The organism is Crenobacter oryzisoli, from assembly GCF_030385785.1.
In the GTDB taxonomy this organism is placed as follows: Bacteria; Pseudomonadota; Gammaproteobacteria; order Burkholderiales; family Chromobacteriaceae; genus Crenobacter_A; species Crenobacter_A oryzisoli.
This window is the reverse complement of record NZ_JAUEDK010000047.1, coordinates 1-18,405: the sequence shown is the minus strand read 5'-3', so window position 1 is coordinate 18,405 and position 18,405 is coordinate 1. Positions and strand designations below refer to the sequence as shown.

Below are 18,405 nucleotides of genomic sequence, written 5' to 3'. Positions count from 1 at the left end.
GTGTAGTTCCTGGTCCCCATTTCAGCCCTTTTTTTTGATAACATCCATAGTGTAATTCGTAAATTTTATTCGTTATTTGAGATCAAATGATCGATGCTCGTCAGTTGAGGTACTTCACCACGGTAGTGGAGGAGCTGCACTTTGCCAAAGCGGCGGATCGATTGAACGTCGCTCAATCGGCTCTTAGCGCCCAGATTCAACGCCTGGAACAAGACATCGGCATCCGCCTTCTGAACCGGAACAAACGCCAGCCGGTGACACTGACGGATGCAGGACGTTTATTCCATGCCGAGGCCGTTGCCGCATTGAGGCATATCGAACGCGCGGACCAGGTCGGGCGGCTCGCGGCCAGAGGGCTTGCCGGCATTGTGCGAATCGGTTTCGTCGCTTCTGGCGTAAGTAGCGGCGTGCTGTCGCGGATGCTGCGCCAGTTTCGCATCACCCATGCGAATGTTCGGATCGAGGTTGTCGCTATGGAAACACCGCGGCAATTCGAAGCGCTGAGCAGCGGCGAAATCGACGTGGGTATTGTGAGGCCTCGTCGAGAATACCCATCTGGCCTTACGGCTACCATCGTACAAACCGAGCGTCTGCTGGTTGCCATGGCTAATGACCATCCCTTGGCGGCCAGATCCACACTGTCCGCTAACGACCTGAAAGATGAGTCCTTCATCTCCCCACAGTTCGATGAGGATGAGGGCTTCGGTGAGGTTTTATCCGCCTTGGGGGCAGCCGGAGGCTTCCTGGCGTTCCTGGAGCATCGCGTTCAGGACTTCATCGCTGCGATTAGCCTGGCTTCTGCGGGTTACGGCATCGTGGTAGTACCTGAATCAATGCGGAATTTTACCCAACCCGGCATTTGCTTCAGACCCATCACGGATTTTGATTTTTCCGTTCATTTAGCAATGGCCAGCAGAAGACGTGAACTGTCCCCTGCTGTCCGCGCTTTTGTGGAAGAATCCTTGACTCTTCCCGGCCGTTAGCCGTCATCGTGACAAGAGCCCGTGCGCATTCCGGTACTGTTCTCTCATCCCGCTATTGAACGATTCGTTCTTGGCCCATGGCGGCCAACTTTCTGACCAACAGTGAGTGCTACCACACGCCCCCATGAACAGACAGGGTGGTAGATTGGCAAAGAAGGCGGCCACTTAATAGCAGGCCAACTGCTTGTGCAGAACGACACTGCCCTGCTCATTCCCCCGCGAAGTTGGAGGTGTCCTACCATTGCGTCGCCCTCCCTGCCCCCCAGCAGTCTCCGACGGCTATATTCTTGTCGCCCGCCAAGCGCGCGGCGTCATGCCGAAGCGCGCGCTGAACCAGCGCGTGAAAGAGGCTTGGCGCGCATAGCCGAGCAGAGCGGCGATACGACCTAGCGAAAAGCGCGGATTACTCAGATAGCGCACCGCCAGCTCATGGCGCACGCCGGCCAGCACGGCGGAAAAATCCACGTCCAAATCATCCAGTCGGCGCTGCAGGGTGCGCGTGCTCATGTGCAGGTGCTGCGCCACTTTATCGATATTGGCCTGTTCCAATGGCAGCAGCAGATAGACCGCCTTGCGTACATCGGCTACCAGCGAGTCCGGACTGGCAGCGTTAAGCGGTGCGGCCAGACTCTCAGCGTAGCGTACCAGCGCCAAGTCGGCCGCCGGGTTGGGTGCATCCAGATCAGCCGCGTTGCAGACGATGCCGTTGAACTCGCTGCTGAAGTGCACCGGGCACGCGAAGAAGCTCCGGTGCATGCGAGAGTCGGCCGGTTCCGGGTGGGTGAAGTTGACGCTGCGCGGGTGCCAGTTCGGGCCGAGCAGAGCACGGAAGATCTTGGTCAACACGCCCACCGCCAGTTCGGTCGCCTGCCGTGCCCGGTGTGGTGCGTCGGAAATGATCTCCTCACGGATCACCACGGTATCACCGGCATTCTCTATATAAAGGCCAAGCGCGTCGTTGAGCAGGTGGCGGTATTGCTGAGCTGCCAGCAATGCCTCGCGCAGCGTGCGCTTATGGGCCAGCAGTAGGCCGATTGCCCCCACATCGCGTTTCTGGCGCAGCTCCGCCATTTCCAGCCCGAAGGTGGTGCAGCCACTTACGGCGGCCGAACGTTCCAACAACTCGCACACCGCCGTAACCGGTAGACGATGCTCCGGGCTGGTCAACAAGACGGCATCGATCCCTACTTGGCGCAGTAGCTCCAGCGAATTGATCCCGTGCTTGAACGCTACCTGAAAGTAACCGGTCAGCGTGGCGGCCTGAATCATCGTTTCCATTGCGTTCCTCGCCTCAAGCTCGTTGGATTCTCAATCTATTGTACTTGGCATGAATTGAAAAACATTTGGCATGCAATGAGAAATTTCTTTTTAACCATGTCAGTAAAGTGGTCTTCACCGGCCTACGTAACTAAACAAGACCGGGCACCTACATAAAGGAGGAGAAACCATGCGCATTGAGCCACTGACCTGCGCGCTGGGCGCGGAACTGCTTGACGTCAATCTCGGCGACGCGGTCCGCGACGACGATCTGTTCAACAGCATTTACGACGCACTACTGCGCTATAAGGTGCTGTTCCTGCGCGACCAGGACCTCGACAAACTCTCGCGCCGCGACCACATGGCCTTCGCGATGCGCCTGGGCCAACTGGAAGACCACCCGATGGCACCGAGCCACCCGGATGCGCCCGGCCTGGTGCAGATCTACAAGACCCCGGACAACCCGCCCGACCGTTACGAGAACGCCTGGCACGTGGATGGCACTTGGCGCGAGACCCCAGCACTCGGCTGCGTTCTGCGCTGCATCGAATGCCCGCCGGTGGGTGGCGACACCATGTGGGCCAATATGGCACTTGCCTATGAACAGCTGCCAGACGACGTGAAACGCGATATCGAAGGCCTGATCGCCAGCCACAGTTTCAATGCTTCGTTCGCCGCCGCCATGCCGCAGGAGCAACGGCTGGCGATGAAGGACAAGTATCCTGACGCCGAGCATCCGGTGGTACGTATTCATCCGGAGACCGGTGAGAAGGTCCTGTTCGTCAACGCCTTCACCTCCCATTTCGTCAATTACCACAAAAATGGCCGCGTCCGTTATGGCCAGGACTACAACAAGAACGCCAGCGACCTGCTGCAGTACCTGATCAGCCAGGCCTATGTTCCGGAGTACCAGGTGCGCTGGCGCTGGAAGCCTTACAGCATGGCCATCTGGGACAACCGAAGCACCCAGCACTACGCAGTAATGGATTACTCGCCGTGCCACCGCAAGATGGAGCGAGCCGCCATCGTCGGCGGCAAACCATTTTGAACCCCCGTTCCCCCACAGCACCTCTACAAGATTTCTCAAGGAGTAAGCAATGAACTTCCTCGACGGTTCGCTGTTCCCGGAAAATCAGCAGAAACTCGTGATCACCGCTGCTCCGTACGGCCCGGAATGGGAGCCCTCCGATTTTCCAGAGGACATCCCGGTCACATTGGAGCAGCAGATCCAGAAGGCGGTGGACTGCTACCACGCTGGTGCCACCGTGCTGCATGTGCATGGTCGTGAAGACAACGGCAAGGGCTCCAAGCGCCTGTCGCGTACCAACGAACTGATCGCCGGCATCTGCGAGTGCTGTCCAGACATGATCCTGCAGGTGGGCGGTTCGATCTCGTTCGCACCGGAAAACGAAGGCGATGCGGCCAAGTGGCTGTCCGACGACACCCGCCACATGCTGGCCGAAATCAAACCGACGCCGGACCAAGTAACCATCGCCATCAATACCAACCAGATGAACGTGGTGGAGCAGATGTGCGCAGCCGACGTGCACGGCACTTCGCTGCAGGTGGGCTCGCCCGGCTACAACGCCTACCGCGAGATGACCATTCCGGCCGGCCCGGAATGGGTGGAGGAACATATCCGCCGCCTGAGCGAGAAAGGCATCCAGACCCATTTCCAGCTCGCCAATATCGCCCAGTTGGAAACGGTGGAACGGATGATGCGCCGTGGCGTGTGCAATGTGCCGCTGATTCTCACCTGGGTAGCCATCGGTGGCGGTTTCGAAGCGCCCAATATCTACAATCTGGCCAACTTTGTGCGCGCCTGCCCGGACGGCTCCGTACTGACGCTGGAAAGCTCCATGCTCAACACCCTGCCGCTCAATATGATGGCGATCGCCATGGGGCTGCACGTGCGCTGCGGTATCGAGGACAATTTGTGGTCGCAGAAGCGTGACCGCAAAATGACCACCGTCGAGCAGATCGAGCAGCTGGTGCGTATCTCTCGCGAATTCGGCCGCGAGATAGCCAATGGCAAGGAGGCGCGCGAGATCTACAAAATCGGCACCTTCTACAAGGATGCGGACGAGACGCTGGCGCAGAACGGCTTTGCCCCCAATCGCAAGCTTGGACAGAAAGGCCTCACCCTGCACGGCTGAATAGCGGCGTAAACCCGTCCCGGCCTAATAGGCCGGGACGACCCTTCTGTGCTCCGCATGTCGAGTAATCTGACGCAGATCGGTGATTCCCTACAAGATCTTCTCTATCTATCCCATCCTACCGCATGGTGCAACCGAGCCATTCGAGCTTCATGTTGCAAGCCTATAAGGCTCCCACATTCAGCCCCCCTCCCCACCTTTTTAGAGTGGGGTAATTTGCTCATATGCAATGAAAATCGTTGGTTCTACTTCAGCACCTGTTGAAGGCATGAATTCAACTACCAAGGTGATAGGGGAAAAGGTGAAAAAACTGCTGCATAGGATATTTGCTTCCGACTCTGTCGCTACGGAACTAGGACAGATTTTCGACCAAACCATAGAAGCTGTTCTCTGTATCGATGTGACCGGCAAGATCACCTTCTTTAATGCTGCCGCAGAAGCATTGTGGGGTGCTCCCCGGACAGAAGCGATTGGCCAGCCACTGAACGCGCTGATTTCGATCACGCCCGGCACCGAAGCAAGCTGGTTGGGAATGCACGGCTCACACACCGACTTGGAGCATGCCGTCGGAAGTGGATATGAGCTCTGTATTAAGCGGAAGGACGGTAGCTCAACCTGGTGCCATCTTTCTCTATCGAAGAGCAAACGTGGAAAAAAGGAAAACTACATCGCTCTAGTCCGTGATGTCAGCAAAGAACGAGAAACGCGCGAGACTATCAGCCAGACTTTGGAACAAGCGATTGATGCCATCGTTAGCATCAACGCACAGAATCACATTACCTTCTTCAACCGTGCTGCCGAATTGTTCTGGGGCTACCAACGCGAAGAGGTGTTGGGCAAGGACGCCCGTATGCTGATTGACCGCAGTGTTGTCTTGCCGGGGAGTACGTCAAACACCAAGCGCGGCCCAGGTCTTGAACACATCGCGGGTTCAAGTCAGGAGGTCGAATTCGAACACAAAGATGGCAGTAAGAGATGGGGAAGCATGTCAATGTCAAAGGTCTGCGCTGGCAACACGATCGGCTACACCGCCTTTGTCAAAGACATCTCTCACGATCATGAAGCGAGGGAGATCATCAACCAGACGCTAGAGCAAGCGATCGATGCCATCATCACCATCGACAGCAACAATCGGGTGAGCTTTTTCAACGCCGCCGCAGAACGGTTGTGGGGCTACAGCCGCGACGAAGTGATTGGGCAGGGAGTACAAATGCTCGTGCCCTATGCTATTGAAAAAAACCACGATCGGATTGGAGCGGCCAACCATGACAATGCTAACAGCAAAAAACATGTCAGCTCCAGCCGAGATATTCCAATCGTACGCAAGGATGGCAGCTCGGTATGGGGCAGCCTTTCGCTATCGAAGGTCAGAATAGGTGAAAAAATCCTGTTTACGGCCTTCGTCAAAGACATCTCACGAGAGCGCGAGGCACGTGAGATGATGAACCAGACGCTGGAACAGGCCCTCGATGCCGTCGTCACCATCGATGCCGGCAATCTGGTGACCTTCTTCAACGCTGCAGCGGAACAGCTATGGGGCTACAGTCGGCAGGAGGTGATCGGTCAGAACGTGAAAATGCTGGCGCTGCCTGGAATCTGGCACGGCCATGACCATCATGCCGATATCAACATCCCTTCTGGGGTCGACAAGATTGTTGGCAGCAGCCGCGAGATCGTGATCGAACGAAAGGATGGCACCAAGACCTGGGGCCAACTTTCCCTCTCCAAGATTCGCATGGATGGCAAGATCGTTCACACCGCCTTCATCAAGAATGTCGAGCAAGAATATAAGGAACGGCTCAACACAAACAACGCGATGGAAGCAGTGCTGAACTCCAGCAATCAGATCAGCCAGATCGTGTCTGTTATCGATGAAATCGCTTCACAAACCAACCTGCTTTCACTGAACGCAGCCATTGAAGCCGCCCGCGCCGGCGACATGGGGCGTGGATTTGCCGTAGTGGCCGATGAAGTCAGAAAACTAGCTTTTCGCTCTACTACCTCGGCGAGCGAAATCAATGGTCTTGTGGATGAAACCAGAAACCGTATTGGTGAATTGGCTGCATCGTTACAGAGAAAAAATATCGACGCGTGATTTTTCCCCTGCTGGGCGCTGTTGAATAAGCGTCGTTAACAAAGCCCAGCGTAGCGATCCTCCCTAGGAGCCCAGCCACAGACTGCACAAGTAGTATGGCTAGGAAAAAGCCAAATAGCCGCCCCCCAAGAGGACTTCAGGGGTGAACGATTGCCACCAGGTTTCGCCAACGAGCTGTCGCCAGTAGAGTTTGAAAACAGTATTTCATAGGGCAGAAATGCCTACTGGAACCGGGGCAGTCCAATCGTATGAGTGAGATGGACACTCTCCCTACCGGAAAACTCCTCAGACAATCGTCTTATCCGTTTAGCATTTTAAGTGCTTCTTCATGCAAAAGCGGACAACCAGAGGCAAGGATCGAGCCACCTGCTTCAGCACGCTCCCCCTTGAGCGTGGTTACTACACCGCCCGCCTGCTCGATGATGGGGATTAGCGCCACGATGTCATAGGGTTGCAGGGAAAATTCGAGACAGATGTCGATTTGCCCAGCAGCAAGCATGGCCATTGCATAACATTCCCCCCCATACCGGGTCATCAACACTCTCTCAGTAAGCTCACGGAAATGAACAATCGGGTTTCGTTCAATTAGCTCGGGAGAAGTGGAGTGCAAAATGGCTTGATCAAGCGTAACGTTTTTCCTGGTGACAAGCTGGCCTTCACCTTGCGGACCGCATCTCCAAGCATAAGCCCCATCTGCCCAGAACTTCTCTCCAGTAAATGGCTGACTCATCATACCCATTGTTGCGCGGCCGTTATGCGTCAAACCAATCAGTGTCCCCCATACCGGGATGCCACAGAGAAACGGACGGGTACCATCGACCGGATCCAATACCCACTGAATGGGACCGCTACCAGTTGTACCAAATTCTTCCCCCATAATTGAATGGTCGGGATATCTCGCTGTGATGAGGTCACGCATCACCCGCTCGGCCTCTCTGTCCGCATCCGTTACCGGATCGAACCAAAATTCCTCCGTCGGTTTTGTATCGACATGCAGGTTTAGTTGCGAGCGGAATCGCGGCAGTGTTTCTTTGCTTGCAGCGTCTGCCAAGACATGAAAGAAAGCGATATCAGGAAGCTGCTGGCTCATGACTCTTGACCTTAAAGGGTACAGGTATAGTCAGGTGATTGGCATCCCCTAAGAGCCGCTCCTATCTTGGCGTTGTTATACGGCCTTGCCATACTACTTGTACTGTCTGCGGCCGCATGCCTAGCCAAGACCACTTCGCTGAGTTTTGTTAGTGGCTCTTAGTCAATAGCCCACTCAGACTGGATTGTAGTGGTCAAATAATTTCGGACACTACGATAGGTGCCTGACCAATCAGTTTTCGCTCGAAGGCGTTGGGCGACTGGTAGCCCAATTTCGAATGCAGCCGGCGGGCGTTGTAGAACTCCACGATGTAGTCGGCCACGTCATGCACCGCTTCGTTCTGATTGGCGTAATCACGGCGCCAGACGCGCTCCATCTTCAGATTGAGGAAGAAGCGTTCCATCACCGCGTTGTCCCAGCAATTCCCCTTGCGGCTCATGCTGCAGACCAGACCGTGACGTTGCAGCAGCGCTTGGTATTCAGCGCTCGCATACTGGCTGCCACGGTCGGAATGCACGATCAGCCCGGCTGCCGGGTTACGCTGTGCGATCGCCATCTGCAAGGCCGCACAGACCAGCGATGCCGGCATCGTTGGCGCCATCGCCCAGCCGACGATCTTGCGCGAATACAGGTCCAACACCGCTGCAAGGTACAGCCAGCCGGTGCGGGTGCGGATATAGGTTATATCCGACACCCATGCCTGATTCGGCGCCGCCGGCTCAAAGCGGCGATCCAGCACATTCTCCGCCACCGGTAGGTTGTGTTTGCTGTCGGTGGTGTGGACGAACTTCGGCTTCCAGCACGCTTTCAGCCCCTGCTCACGCATCAGCCGACGGACACGGTAGCGGCCAATCGCAATGCCCTTGCCGGCCAGCTCGGTCACGATCCTGCGGCTGCCATAGCTGCCTCCGCTGGCATGGAAGGAGGCTTTGATGTGCACGCTGAGAACACAGGCCGCCTGCTCTCGAGCCCAACGCTGACAGGCCTCGTAGTAGCCGGAACGGCTGATGCCGAGAAGTTCACCGACGCGGCGAACCGGAGCGGCCTCCTGTTGCAACTGCCGAACCAGCCGCTGGCTCATTTCAGTTCCCGGGCAAAGAAGGCCGACGCTTTTTTTAATATCTCAACGTCTTGGCGCAGTCGACGGTTCTCCTCTTCAAGCTGGCGAATGCGTTGCTGTTCGGGTGTCAGCGGTTTGCCCAGCCCAGGCTGGCCAGTCAACTCGTCGTCGTACTGTTTGAGCCACTTGCGGACGTTGGTTTCGCCCAAGTCCATGTCCTTGCAGACCTGACTGACGCTCAGGCCTTGTTCCTTGATCATCTTGACGACTTGCAGTTTGAAACTGGCGTCGAAGTGTCTTCTTGTTCGTGTCATTCAACTTCCCTCGAGGGTGGATTATCCACCTATCGAGGTGTCCGGACCCATTGAACCACTACAGATACAGCCTGATTTGCGCCACGAAACTTCCCTGCTCTAGCGGGCATTTACACATCAGGCCATGCAATCGGATGGTAATCAGGCAACCCATCGCTGCCATACGGTACCGGCACCTCACCAGCCAGCAGTGGCCTCAGGTAGTCAAGAAAAGCTGGCGTTACTCCCAGATTGGCTACATCAATGTACTCAAGAGGCAGCTTGCGCTCTAGATCCCCGACTTCGGCCAGGGCGATGGGAACGACCTCCCATGTCCGAGTCGCAGACAGCCGCCGTACAATTCCGGTCATTACACCGTGCATTCCGTTCAAGGCCCATTCCACGGCGGTACACCCAACCTCATAAGCCATATGAAGATCCACATTAGAGGCCAAGTGCCGAGCCGCACGTTGCAAGCAGTCCACTTGTGCCACATGGGCGGTAATGCCACATTGAAGCCTCACCAAGTTTGCAAGCCAGGCCCCAGCCCCACCCAGCTGTTCGTGGCCGTACACCACATCGTGCCGGGACTCAGCCACTGGAAGGCCATCACTCCCTTTTAGTCCTTCAGATACGGCAATGGCACAGTGGCCGTGGCGTTGCAGGCCCTGATCCAGCAATGACAAAAACACGGCGGGATCAAACGGCACCTCGGGGAGCAGAATCAGCAGCGGAGCATCGCCAGGGGGCCGCGCGGCTGCTGTCGTTGCAGCCGCCAGCCAACCGGTATGCCGCCCCATCGTTTCCATAATGAAGACCCGTTGCTGCTCCATGCTGTTCATATCGAGCACCACTTCGCGCATCGAGGTCGCCAGAAATTTGGCTGCAGAAGGAAATCCTGGGCTGAAATCGGTACCCAAGAGATCATTATCGATAGTTTTTGGAATGCCAATCACGCTGAGCGGGTAGCCAGTGTGCTGCTCAAATTCGGCCAGCCGTGCGGCGCACCCCATACTGCCGTTGCCGCCGTTGAGCAGCAGATGGTGAATATTGTGACGTTCCAACACATCACGTACCGCCAACCACTCTTGGGGCGCTTCATAATAAGCCGGGATCATGTGCCGGCTAACGCCGAAGCTGCCGCCGGGCATAGTAGGCAGTAGCGCGATGTCATCCTTGCTCACCCTCGCAGTATCCACCAGCCGACCATCCAGCAAGCCTGCCAGGCCATTCCGGGCCGCCAGGAGCGGTCGCCCCAGCCGACGGGCGGTCTCAATGACGCCAAAGGCCGAGGCATTCAGTACGGCGGTAGGGCCGCCGGATTGAAGGTAAAGCAGTGGAGACGCCACCATGTTCGTGCCTACCAAGGGAACAGATACACCCGATACAGAATGAAAATGGCGAACCTGTGTCCGCCATCTCATCATAGCCATGCTTACCAACCCATCCATTTTTGATCGACCGATCAGCAACTTTCTGCTGTCATCCGTCATTGATGGTCAGTCATAACTTCGGATATCGATCTGCCCGCCCGAACCACCATCAGGCATTGGTAACTGATGCCTGCCACCTGTCAGTTTTCGACCAGCGGCACTGAAACCCCAGCCCCCTTCGGGGTACCGTTTTCAGAGCACGTTAGCGCGGCAAGAAAAAAAAGGTGAGCGCAAGCGCGAAATAAACGACAAGGAGTTGCGTGCCTTTAAGCCAATCGGAGCGTCCATCGCTCGCTACTTGAGCCGTGACTATCACAGACAGGACCACGATCAGAATAAGGTCGGGGCGGAAGGCCAGATCCATCGGGGATGGAGCGAGAAAGAAGCTAGTGAGTACCAGCACCGGCGCGACGAAGAGTGCCACTTGCACGCTCGAGCCTATTGCAATGGAAAATGACAGATCCATGCGATTGTTTAACGCTGCGGTTATGGCCGTTGCATGCTCAGCGGCGTTCCCCAGTATCGCGACCACAAAGGCGCCGACGAAAATGTCGCTGAAAGCGAACTCGTGCACCATGGGTTCGATGGAACCCACCATGATCTCGCTCATCCACGCGGTCCCCACGGTGGCTGCCGCCAATACCGCTAAGGCTCGCCCTACGGAGGTGTGCACCTTCTCCTCCCATTTTCGGGTGCGCCTTTTTCGGGCGCGGGCGAACTGCGGAACAGCGCAGGATGAGTGACCAGTGAGAACAACAGATACAGCGCGTAGACGAGAAGGAGCACGACGGCAATCGAAACGCTAAGCTGGTGAAGCATCTTTACTGATGTGCCGTCTATGGACTCGAAGGTGGCGGGAAGAATAAGCGCAATAGCCGCAAGCACGAGCATCGTAGCTTGGGATCGCGCACCAAGCGGATTGAACTGTTGCTCGGGATAGCGCATCCCTCCGGCCAGCATTGCGGCGCCAAGCACCAGCAACATATTCCCGACAACGGAACCGATTATGGATGCCTCTACCACTTGATGTAGCCCTGCATGCAATGCGGCGAATGCGATGATAAGTTCGGCGGCATTGCCGAAAGTCGCATTCAGAAGCCCCCCAACCCCTTCCCCCATGCGTTCCGCCAGTTGCTCGGTGGCATGGCCCATCCACCCAGCAAGGGGCAGGATGGCCAGGGAGGAAGCGATGAAAATGAGGAGATGGTGAGCGGAAGCGAAGACCTCCAGGGCAATCGCTATGGGAACAAAGATGAGAAGCAAATTCATCAACATGGACGTCTCCTTCGTTCCGGGATCCCCGCGCCCCTGCGTTGCAGGTGGAGGCCGCGACGCGAAGGCCGGAATCGAGCGTCGAGCGCGCCAGTGCGGCCGCGATCAAAAATTACCCAAACACCGACAAGTCCGGTTTTTCATCAGTACGGCAATCCATGCTTTGCTGCTACAGGACCAAAGCCCAACTCGACAAAGTAGCATTGCACGCATCCGCTTTGTGTGAAGCTTGGTTGCACAAGTCGACAGATGGCCGGCCAAGGCCATCTTCGCGCAGCCTTGACGCACGATTAAGTGCCGCTAGCAACGGTCTTCATCTGGTCCGACATCAAGATGCTGGGCGAAGACGAATGGAAGATGAAAAAACATCGTGCGGAATAGTGTCGTCAGTGGTGGAGGATTCAAGGGGGTCAATGCGTCACCCCCTGGAAATCCTGCTGCTGGAGGTAACGGGGATTGCCGTGGGTGATGCACCGCTGCTGCCGGAGTTGCTCAGACAGTTGTCAGCCAATGAAACACTGCTGAGCGTCAGCGGTGACGGTGCTTACAATATCAACGGCGCCCACGAAGTCATTGCGTGGCACCTGGCTGCGGCGATCACCCAGACAAGAGAATCAGACAGGTTCCCTGCCTGCGATGAGAATTCCAGACGTTTTCATTCCTTGTCGCTCAAGCTCGCGTCAGGAAATCGTACAGACGCGCATCGTCGCAGTAGCCGACGTTGAAGCGCAGCCACGGCGACGGGCCGTTGTCGCTGTAGAACAGGTGCCCAGGTGCTAGGAAGATCCCGGCATTCAGCGCCTCGTACGACAAGGCAGCCGAATCGTCGTGGCCTGGGCGGCGCGCCCAGACGAACATCCCCTCGCTCGCATGCGGGCTGAACAGTTCGAGCCCTGCTTCGGCCAGCCTCTGCCGCGTCGCCTGTTGCGCGACGTGCAACCGCTCTCGCAGCATCTTCAGGTGCTTGCGGTGCCGCCCCTCGGTCAAAATCTGGTAGGTTGCCCGCTCGGTCAGCTCGCAGCTGGTCAGGCCGGTCATCATCTTGAACTGGGTCAGGTCACCGATTAGGTCGGGATGGCCGGCAATGTAGCCGACCCGCAGACTTGCGCAGATCGTCTTCGAGAAGCTATTGACATAGACCACCCGGCTGAGCTGATCCATACTCGCCAACGAGCGGCGCGAGCTTGGGTCGAGCTCGGCGTAGATATCGTCCTCGACGACAAGGAAGTCGTGGCGTTCGGCCAACTGCAAGAGCTTGTGGGCGGTGGCCGCCGAGCACGATGCGCCAGTCGGGTTCTGCAGCCGCGGGTTGGTGAACAGTACTCGCGGACGGTGCTGTTGCAGCAGCGCACCAAGTGCCTCAAGGTCGGGGCCCTGCGCAGACCATGGCACGCCAACCACGTTCGCACCGAGGCGTTTGAGGTGGAACAGCAGCACGCTGTAGCCGGGCTCATCGACGAACACTGCCTCGCCCGGCTTGACCAGGTACTGCACCAACAGGCCGAGCGCATGCGAGGCGCCGGTGGTCAATAGCACCTGCTCGGGCGGGGCGTAGATTTCGTGTTCGTGCAGCCAGTCGGCGATCTTGCGACGCAGCGGCAAATAGCCTTGCGGCGCGCCGTAGCCAGTAAGAAAGTCTCCCGCCTGGCCAGATACGGCGCGCAGGTTGCGGCGCAGGCTGTCGTCGTCCATCCACTTTTCGGGCAACCAGCCACAGCCGGGATTGATCTCGGCCGTATCGTTCTCCCACGACTTGTGCAGCATCCACAGCGAATCGAACTGCACCTCGGACGCGTTGCCAGAGACGCCGAACGAGTGGCGCGGATGGAAGCTGCGCACGAAGAAGCCGGTGCTCTGGCGTGGCACGAGGTAGCCCTCGGCGACCAGCCGGTCGTAGGCATCAATCACGGTCGATACGCTGACGCCGTGCGCTTCGGCAAAGCTGCGGATCGACGGCAGCTTGGTGCCGGCATGCAGCTTCTGCGCATCGATCAGCGTCTTGAGTTGCCCGACGATCTGGATCACCAAGGGCGTGGGCAAACTAGTATCCAACTGAAACATGGGCTCTCCCTTTAGAGCCGCCAACCAAGCCCAGCACAGCGACCTTGGCTAGGCGCTCTGCTGCAGACCGTACAAGGAGTACGGCAAGGCAGAGCAACAACGCCGGGATGGTTAGTTTGGCGGCTCTTAGCCCGCTGATTCTATGGGCTCACACTCAATCTGTCGCGGGTCGAGACAACGGTTCAGAACTTCGGCCGCAACAGGATCAGCCGGCGCGTAGCGTGCTCGAAGCGCCAATACAGCAGCAGACACACCACCAAGAGCCCCGAACACATGCCCCACCACACCCCGGCCGGCCCCAAGCCATGTCGCGACAGCCACCAGGAAAGCGGCAGACCAACGCCCCAGCACCCAACCGTGTAGATCACCATCGTGATCCGCGCGTCCTTCAGTGCGCGCAGCACTGCGCCGGCCAACGACTGCCAGCCATCGAGCAGACACAATAGCGCTGCCAGCGGCACCAGACTCGTCGCCACCGCCCGCGCCTCGACCACATTGGCGCGGCCGTCCGGCAGGAACAGCGCGATCAACGCATCCGGCGCCAAGAACAGTGTCGTCGCGGTCAGCAGCGTCCAGACAAGGGCCATGCCCTGCCCGACCAGCGCTGAACGGCGCACCCTCTCCCACTCGCCGGCGCCGGCCGCCTGCCCAACGCGCATCGACACCGCGTACATCAGCCCTAACGGCACCATGAAGCTCGCGATCACCAGCTGCATCATGCTCTGGTGCGCCGCCAGCTGTACCGCTCCGAGCGCCCCCATCAGCCACGCACAGGCATTGAACAGGCTGCTCTCCAGCCCCAGCGTACCGGCAGTCGGGATCCCTATCTTGAGTAGCGGCCGCACGATGGCCAGGTCTCGCCGATCGAAGCCGGCAAAGATCGGATAGCGGCGAAACGCCCGATGCCGCGTCACCATCCAGCTGAACGACAGGCCCATGTAGAGATAGGTACAGGCCGACGCCAGCGCAATGCCGTACACCCCGATCCAGTGTGACAACACCCATCCGAGCGTAGCGGACAGCGCCAGCGCGCTAAAGGTAATGAATGGCACCGGCCCAGGCTTACCGATGCCCGAAGCGAAGCCGCGCAGCGCCATGAACAGCAGGCTGAACGGCATGCCCCAGACCAAGAGACGCAGGAAGCCTTGGGCCACATCGGCGATGTCCGCCGGCTGGCCCAGAGCCAGCATCACAGGTTTGGCATGCCACAGCCCCATGCCGATCACGAGCGACAGCAGCGCGGACAGTAGGATACCGGCACGCACCGCAGCCACCACTTCGCGGCGGCGCCCAGCTCCGTGCGCCAGTGCCACCAGGTTGCTCGACGCCGAGACCGCGCCGAACACCAGGATGTAACAGAAGTAGTAAGCCGAGAGCGCCAAGGCGCCACCCGCTAATGAGGCTGGGCCAAGCCGGCCCATCAGCAGTGTGTCGATGAACAGAATGCCGGTCTGGGCGAATTGCGACAGCACCAGCGGAATCGCCAGCGCCATGATCGCGCGGCCGTCTTCCATGACTTGGCCGCATTGACCGAAAACCGATAGCACTTGCAGGGACAGGAGCCTGCCTTTGAGAAGTGTGAGCATAAAGATCGATACCAGTTTGTTTTTGGTAGGTTTTGAACGATGTTACGGATAGCCATAAGCAATGACAAAGCAGTAATATGCATGCCAGCCATGCAAAAAGCTCATGGCCTACCCATCGCCCCATCTCAAGGCCCACCCAACCCATGCGCCTACCTCCTCTGAACGCCCTGCGCGTCTTCATCGCCGCGGCCGAATACCTGTCGTTCACCCGCGCCGCCAGTGCTTTGCACCTGACCCAGGGTGCGGTGAGCCGGCAGGTTCAGGCACTGGAAGCGTTCTACGGTACCCCGTTGTTCGTGCGACAGGCCCGCGGGCTCAGCCTGACTGCCGAGGGTGAGGCACTGCTTGGACCGGTGCGCGAGGCGTTTCGGCTGCTGCACGAGGCGAGCGAGGCGCTAATGGTGCGTCAGGGCGATCTGCGTGTGCGCTGCCCGCCGACGATGGCGATGCGCTGGCTGCTACCCAATTTGCCGGACTTCCAGGCGCGCTATCCGGCGCTCACCGTGCACCTGATCAGCCAACTGCAGCACGACATGCCATTCAACCGAGCCCTCTACGACTTGGCACTGATCGGCATGGACAGCGAGGATCCCGGTCCCGGGCTGGTGGCTGAGCGACTCAGCCGTGAGCTGCTGGTGCCGGTGTGCGCACCGGCCCTGCTCGACGGGCCGCATCCGCTGCGCGAGCCGAACGACCTGGCCTATCGCACCCTGTTGCACCCGTGGCGGGAACAGGACAGCTGGCGGCAGTGGCTGCGGCTGGCCGGTGCCACCAAGGTCGATGCGAATAGTGGGTTGACTTTCGACACACTGGAATACGCGCTGCATGCCGCAGCCAACGGCATGGGCGTAACGCTGGGTCAGCTATCGATGGTGCGCGACGACGTGGAGCGCGGTCGGCTGGTGATCCCGTTCGACACCGTGCTCGAAACTGAGTGGAGCTATTACCTGATCTATCCAGAGAACAGCGCCGAGCTGCCGAAGGTACGGGCGTTTCGCGATTGGCTTCACGACCTGCTGTCGCAGGAACAGGAATTCCGCGGTTTTCCGGCCAAGCCAGCGTAAGGTTGGTCAAAGCAGATTTAAGAACCTGATTGCGATCTCGCGAGTGAAGATCAACCAAGGCGAGATGAGGAGAAAAAAACGGAGCGCTCATGGCGTACATGAGCAATTTGAGCCCTGTTTCGATGCAGAAGCATCCAAGTGCAGCCGATCGTAAACAGGTTCTGTGCCTAGCCCCAGTTTGGCGAAAGCCGATTCTTATTGAGAAATCCCTAGGGCCTTTCGCGCTGGAGCATAATCCTGCTGCGCCGCGCGTTGGTACCACTGGGTAGCCTGTGCTGCATCCTGCGGAACACCAAAGCCTTTCTCATACAGAGCGCCGAGATTGAACTGGGCGTGGGCATCGCCCTGCTCTGCGGCGCGGCGATACCACTGCGCGGCCTGAGCCGCGTCCTGTGGAACCCCTTGGCCCGTTTCATAGAGCGAACCGAGGTTGTTCTGGGCGTGGACATCGCCCTGCTCTGCGGCGCGCCGATACCACTGAGCCGCCAAGGTCACGTCCTGCGGAACCCCTTGGCCATCTTCGTACAGCATCCCGAGATTGTTCTGAGCACGGGCATGCCCCTGGTCGGCTGCACGCTGATACCACTGCGCCGCCAGGGTTGTATCCTGCAGAACCCCCTCGCCACAGTCATACATCACCCCAAGCCTGAACTGCGCCGGGACATAGCCTTGGGCAGCGGAACGAAGATACCACAGGGCGGCCAGAGCCATGTCCTGCGGGACACCAAGACCATATTCGTACAGTTGAGCAAGGCGAGCCTGGGCCTGAGCATCCCCTTGATTGGCAAGAGGCTGCCATTCAGCCAAGGCGGCTGTGTAGTCCTTTCTGTCGTAAGCCGCCATACCTTCGTCGACCCCGGCAAAGCAGGTCGTCGAGAGCAGGAGCACGACAAGTGCTAGGCGATTTTTCATGGGTCGACGGAGCTTTACTATTCATGATGGCGGCGCGTCCATCACGGGCCAGGCACTCCTCCACGGCACAGGACAATCGGAAGGGCCTGCGATGACCGAGATAGCCCCGATTTGGACTTGGCCGCCAGCCTCATGCTCTGTGCGCCTGAAACAGCCAGGCAATAAAACAAATGCAAAAAACATTCCAGCTCTGATAAACGCTGCTTTTATTTGATGACCTGATTGTTGATACAGAAAAATAGAGAGGTAGTCCTGCTGGGATTGTTTCAAACTCGACACACTGCGGCTTTTAAAAAACCTGAACGATGGCTCGTTCCAATAGATTCCATTCATTACCCCGGCGAGAGTCTGGCTTTGAACAGGCTCTTCGAAGTGGCTCGACGCGTTGTTCGTTAGATATCGGATTCAGAACCACTACCAAAGCCCTGCGAAGCGCTTTAGGCAAGGCCGCACAACAACGCCCGAAGGGTTTTGCTATCGATTGCAAGCGTTACGACAAAGGGTAACCAGGGCATGACGGCCGCCCACTTCCACGCAATCCGAAGTAGTAATGGGCAGGCCGCACCCGGCTCTCGCAGAGAGAGCGTGCGAAACGTCCTGCTTCAACATTGGCTGGACATACTTGAGACATGATTCGAAAAATCAGAATGATTCGACCGATTTGAAGAACACGCAGGGGGCGCAATACCTGTGCCAAAGCTGGCACAACGCATCATAGTTCGACATGGCTCGCCACACAGTGCCCCGACTGCACTTAGAGCCACTAACAAAAATCCTGCTGCGTTGCGCCTCCTTGCAGCAGACATTGCACTGAATTTTGTTAGCGGCTCTTACTAAGCTTTGCAAAAGTATTGTCACTGGCAGGCATATTGGCACTCAGGCTGGCGGAAGAACGATTTCACCAGCCCGGGTAGCTTTTGGATTCGACGCAAGGCGCCGATTGCTAGCCGCTTCATTTCCTCATGGTTTTGCACCAGACGCTTTGATACCTGGCGCTTCACGTGCGCCCAGACCTGCTCGTCCGGATTCAGTTGCGGCGAGTAAGGCGGCAAGTAGAACAGGTTGAGCTTGCCTTCCAAGCTCTCCACATAGTCCCTGACCAGCTTCGCCTTGTGGATCGGATGGCCATCGACGATCACAAAC

The 18,405-nt window shown here is 57.9% G+C and carries 15 protein-coding genes and 1 pseudogene; 6 read left to right on the top strand and 10 right to left on the bottom strand.

Going from position 1 to position 18,405, the window contains the following annotated elements:
• The first annotated feature begins 86 nt into the window (after positions 1-86).
• Positions 87-983, top strand: a complete 897-nt coding sequence (locus tag QU481_RS18995; RefSeq protein WP_289831571.1) for a LysR family transcriptional regulator — start codon at positions 87-89, stop codon at positions 981-983.
• 279 nt (positions 984-1,262) lie between these two features.
• Here the strand turns inward: QU481_RS18995 and QU481_RS18990 are convergent, their stop codons facing one another.
• Complete coding sequence (locus tag QU481_RS18990; RefSeq protein ID WP_289831570.1) at positions 1,263-2,261, bottom strand: AraC family transcriptional regulator; 999 nt, start codon at positions 2,259-2,261, stop codon at positions 1,263-1,265.
• A gap of 169 nt (positions 2,262-2,430) precedes the next feature.
• On the opposite strand from QU481_RS18990, the gene QU481_RS18985 reads away from it, so the two are divergent.
• From QU481_RS18985 to QU481_RS18975, 3 genes and pseudogenes are all read left to right on the top strand, one after another.
• Positions 2,431-3,288, top strand: coding sequence for a TauD/TfdA dioxygenase family protein (locus tag QU481_RS18985; RefSeq protein WP_289831569.1), 858 nt, complete (start codon positions 2,431-2,433; stop codon positions 3,286-3,288).
• Between the two features lie 49 nt (positions 3,289-3,337).
• Positions 3,338-4,396 (top strand): beta-keto acid cleavage family enzyme, encoded by a 1,059-nt coding sequence (locus tag QU481_RS18980; RefSeq protein WP_289831568.1) that lies wholly within the window; start codon positions 3,338-3,340, stop codon positions 4,394-4,396.
• 229 nt (positions 4,397-4,625) lie between these two features.
• Positions 4,626-6,414 (top strand): annotated as a pseudogene (locus tag QU481_RS18975) (methyl-accepting chemotaxis protein); the annotation flags it as partial.
• 375 nt (positions 6,415-6,789) lie between these two features.
• On the opposite strand, the gene hisN reads toward QU481_RS18975, so the two are convergent.
• The 5 genes from hisN to QU481_RS18950 form a co-directional block, all read right to left on the bottom strand.
• Positions 6,790-7,581 carry a histidinol-phosphatase gene (gene hisN, locus QU481_RS18970; protein WP_289831566.1) on the bottom strand — a complete coding sequence of 264 codons (792 nt, stop codon included), beginning with the start codon at positions 7,579-7,581 and terminating at the stop codon, positions 6,790-6,792.
• A gap of 193 nt (positions 7,582-7,774) precedes the next feature.
• Positions 7,775-8,955, bottom strand: a protein-coding gene (locus QU481_RS18965; RefSeq protein ID WP_289831565.1) for an IS3 family transposase whose coding sequence is annotated in 2 segments (ribosomal slippage) — positions 7,775-8,688 and positions 8,688-8,955 — 1,182 coding nt in all. Because the reading frame shifts where the segments join, the coding sequence is not laid out codon by codon here.
• Positions 8,956-9,065: 110 nt separating this feature from the next.
• The gene (locus QU481_RS18960; RefSeq protein WP_289831564.1) at positions 9,066-10,427 is read right to left on the bottom strand and encodes a 6-phosphofructokinase; all 1,362 of its coding nucleotides are present in this window, start codon (positions 10,425-10,427) and stop codon (positions 9,066-9,068) included.
• Positions 10,428-10,569: 142 nt separating this feature from the next.
• Positions 10,570-11,040 carry a calcium:cation antiporter family protein gene (locus tag QU481_RS18955; protein WP_289831563.1) on the bottom strand — a complete coding sequence of 157 codons (471 nt, stop codon included), beginning with the start codon at positions 11,038-11,040 and terminating at the stop codon, positions 10,570-10,572.
• On the bottom strand, positions 11,025-11,642 hold the full coding sequence (locus QU481_RS18950; protein ID WP_289831562.1) for a calcium:cation antiporter family protein: 618 nt from the start codon (positions 11,640-11,642) through the stop codon (positions 11,025-11,027). Before QU481_RS18950 ends, QU481_RS18955 begins: the two co-directional genes overlap by 16 nt.
• 410 nt (positions 11,643-12,052) lie before the next feature.
• Here QU481_RS18950 and QU481_RS18945 point away from each other — a divergent pair, with 410 nt between their 5' ends.
• On the top strand, positions 12,053-12,364 hold the full coding sequence (locus QU481_RS18945; protein WP_289831561.1) for a hypothetical protein: 312 nt from the start codon (positions 12,053-12,055) through the stop codon (positions 12,362-12,364).
• Here the strand turns inward: QU481_RS18945 and QU481_RS18940 are convergent.
• Positions 12,309-13,700 (bottom strand): aminotransferase-like domain-containing protein, encoded by a 1,392-nt coding sequence (locus QU481_RS18940; RefSeq protein ID WP_289831560.1) that lies wholly within the window; start codon positions 13,698-13,700, stop codon positions 12,309-12,311. The two genes, QU481_RS18945 and QU481_RS18940, sit on opposite strands and share 56 nt — an antisense overlap.
• Before the next feature lie 182 nt (positions 13,701-13,882).
• Entirely contained in the window at positions 13,883-15,214 is a 1,332-nt protein-coding gene (locus tag QU481_RS18935) for an MATE family efflux transporter (RefSeq protein WP_289831559.1), read from the bottom strand.
• A 215-nt stretch (positions 15,215-15,429) separates the two neighbouring features.
• Between QU481_RS18935 and gcvA the strand changes: the two genes are divergently transcribed.
• On the top strand, positions 15,430-16,350 hold the full coding sequence (gcvA, locus tag QU481_RS18930) for a transcriptional regulator GcvA (RefSeq protein ID WP_289831558.1): 921 nt from the start codon (positions 15,430-15,432) through the stop codon (positions 16,348-16,350).
• A 195-nt stretch (positions 16,351-16,545) separates the two neighbouring features.
• Here gcvA and QU481_RS18925 read toward each other — a convergent pair whose 3' ends face one another.
• Complete coding sequence (locus tag QU481_RS18925; protein ID WP_289831557.1) at positions 16,546-17,262, bottom strand: tetratricopeptide repeat protein; 717 nt, start codon at positions 17,260-17,262, stop codon at positions 16,546-16,548.
• Positions 17,263-18,116: 854 nt separating this feature from the next.
• A partial coding sequence (locus tag QU481_RS18920) for a transposase (RefSeq protein ID WP_289828758.1) occupies positions 18,117-18,405 on the bottom strand: 289 nt, incomplete at its 5' end.

Bases quoted from the DNA above. Each gene is read 5' to 3' on its own strand.
- QU481_RS18995 (WP_289831571.1), top strand. From the start codon at position 87: ATGATCGATGCTCGTCAGTTGAGGTACTTCACCACGGTAGTGGAGGAG.
- QU481_RS18990 (WP_289831570.1), bottom strand. From the start codon at position 2,261: ATGGAAACGATGATTCAGGCCGCCACGCTGACCGGTTACTTTCAGGTA.
- QU481_RS18985 (WP_289831569.1), top strand. From the start codon at position 2,431: ATGCGCATTGAGCCACTGACCTGCGCGCTGGGCGCGGAACTGCTTGAC.
- QU481_RS18980 (WP_289831568.1), top strand. From the start codon at position 3,338: ATGAACTTCCTCGACGGTTCGCTGTTCCCGGAAAATCAGCAGAAACTC.
- hisN (WP_289831566.1), bottom strand. From the start codon at position 7,581: ATGAGCCAGCAGCTTCCTGATATCGCTTTCTTTCATGTCTTGGCAGAC.
- QU481_RS18960 (WP_289831564.1), bottom strand. From the start codon at position 10,427: ATGACGGATGACAGCAGAAAGTTGCTGATCGGTCGATCAAAAATGGAT.
- QU481_RS18950 (WP_289831562.1), bottom strand. From the start codon at position 11,642: ATGTTGATGAATTTGCTTCTCATCTTTGTTCCCATAGCGATTGCCCTG.
- QU481_RS18945 (WP_289831561.1), top strand. From the start codon at position 12,053: ATGCGTCACCCCCTGGAAATCCTGCTGCTGGAGGTAACGGGGATTGCC.
- QU481_RS18940 (WP_289831560.1), bottom strand. From the start codon at position 13,700: ATGTTTCAGTTGGATACTAGTTTGCCCACGCCCTTGGTGATCCAGATC.
- QU481_RS18935 (WP_289831559.1), bottom strand. From the start codon at position 15,214: ATGGAAGACGGCCGCGCGATCATGGCGCTGGCGATTCCGCTGGTGCTG.
- gcvA (WP_289831558.1), top strand. From the start codon at position 15,430: ATGCGCCTACCTCCTCTGAACGCCCTGCGCGTCTTCATCGCCGCGGCC.
- QU481_RS18925 (WP_289831557.1), bottom strand. From the start codon at position 17,262: ATGAAAAATCGCCTAGCACTTGTCGTGCTCCTGCTCTCGACGACCTGC.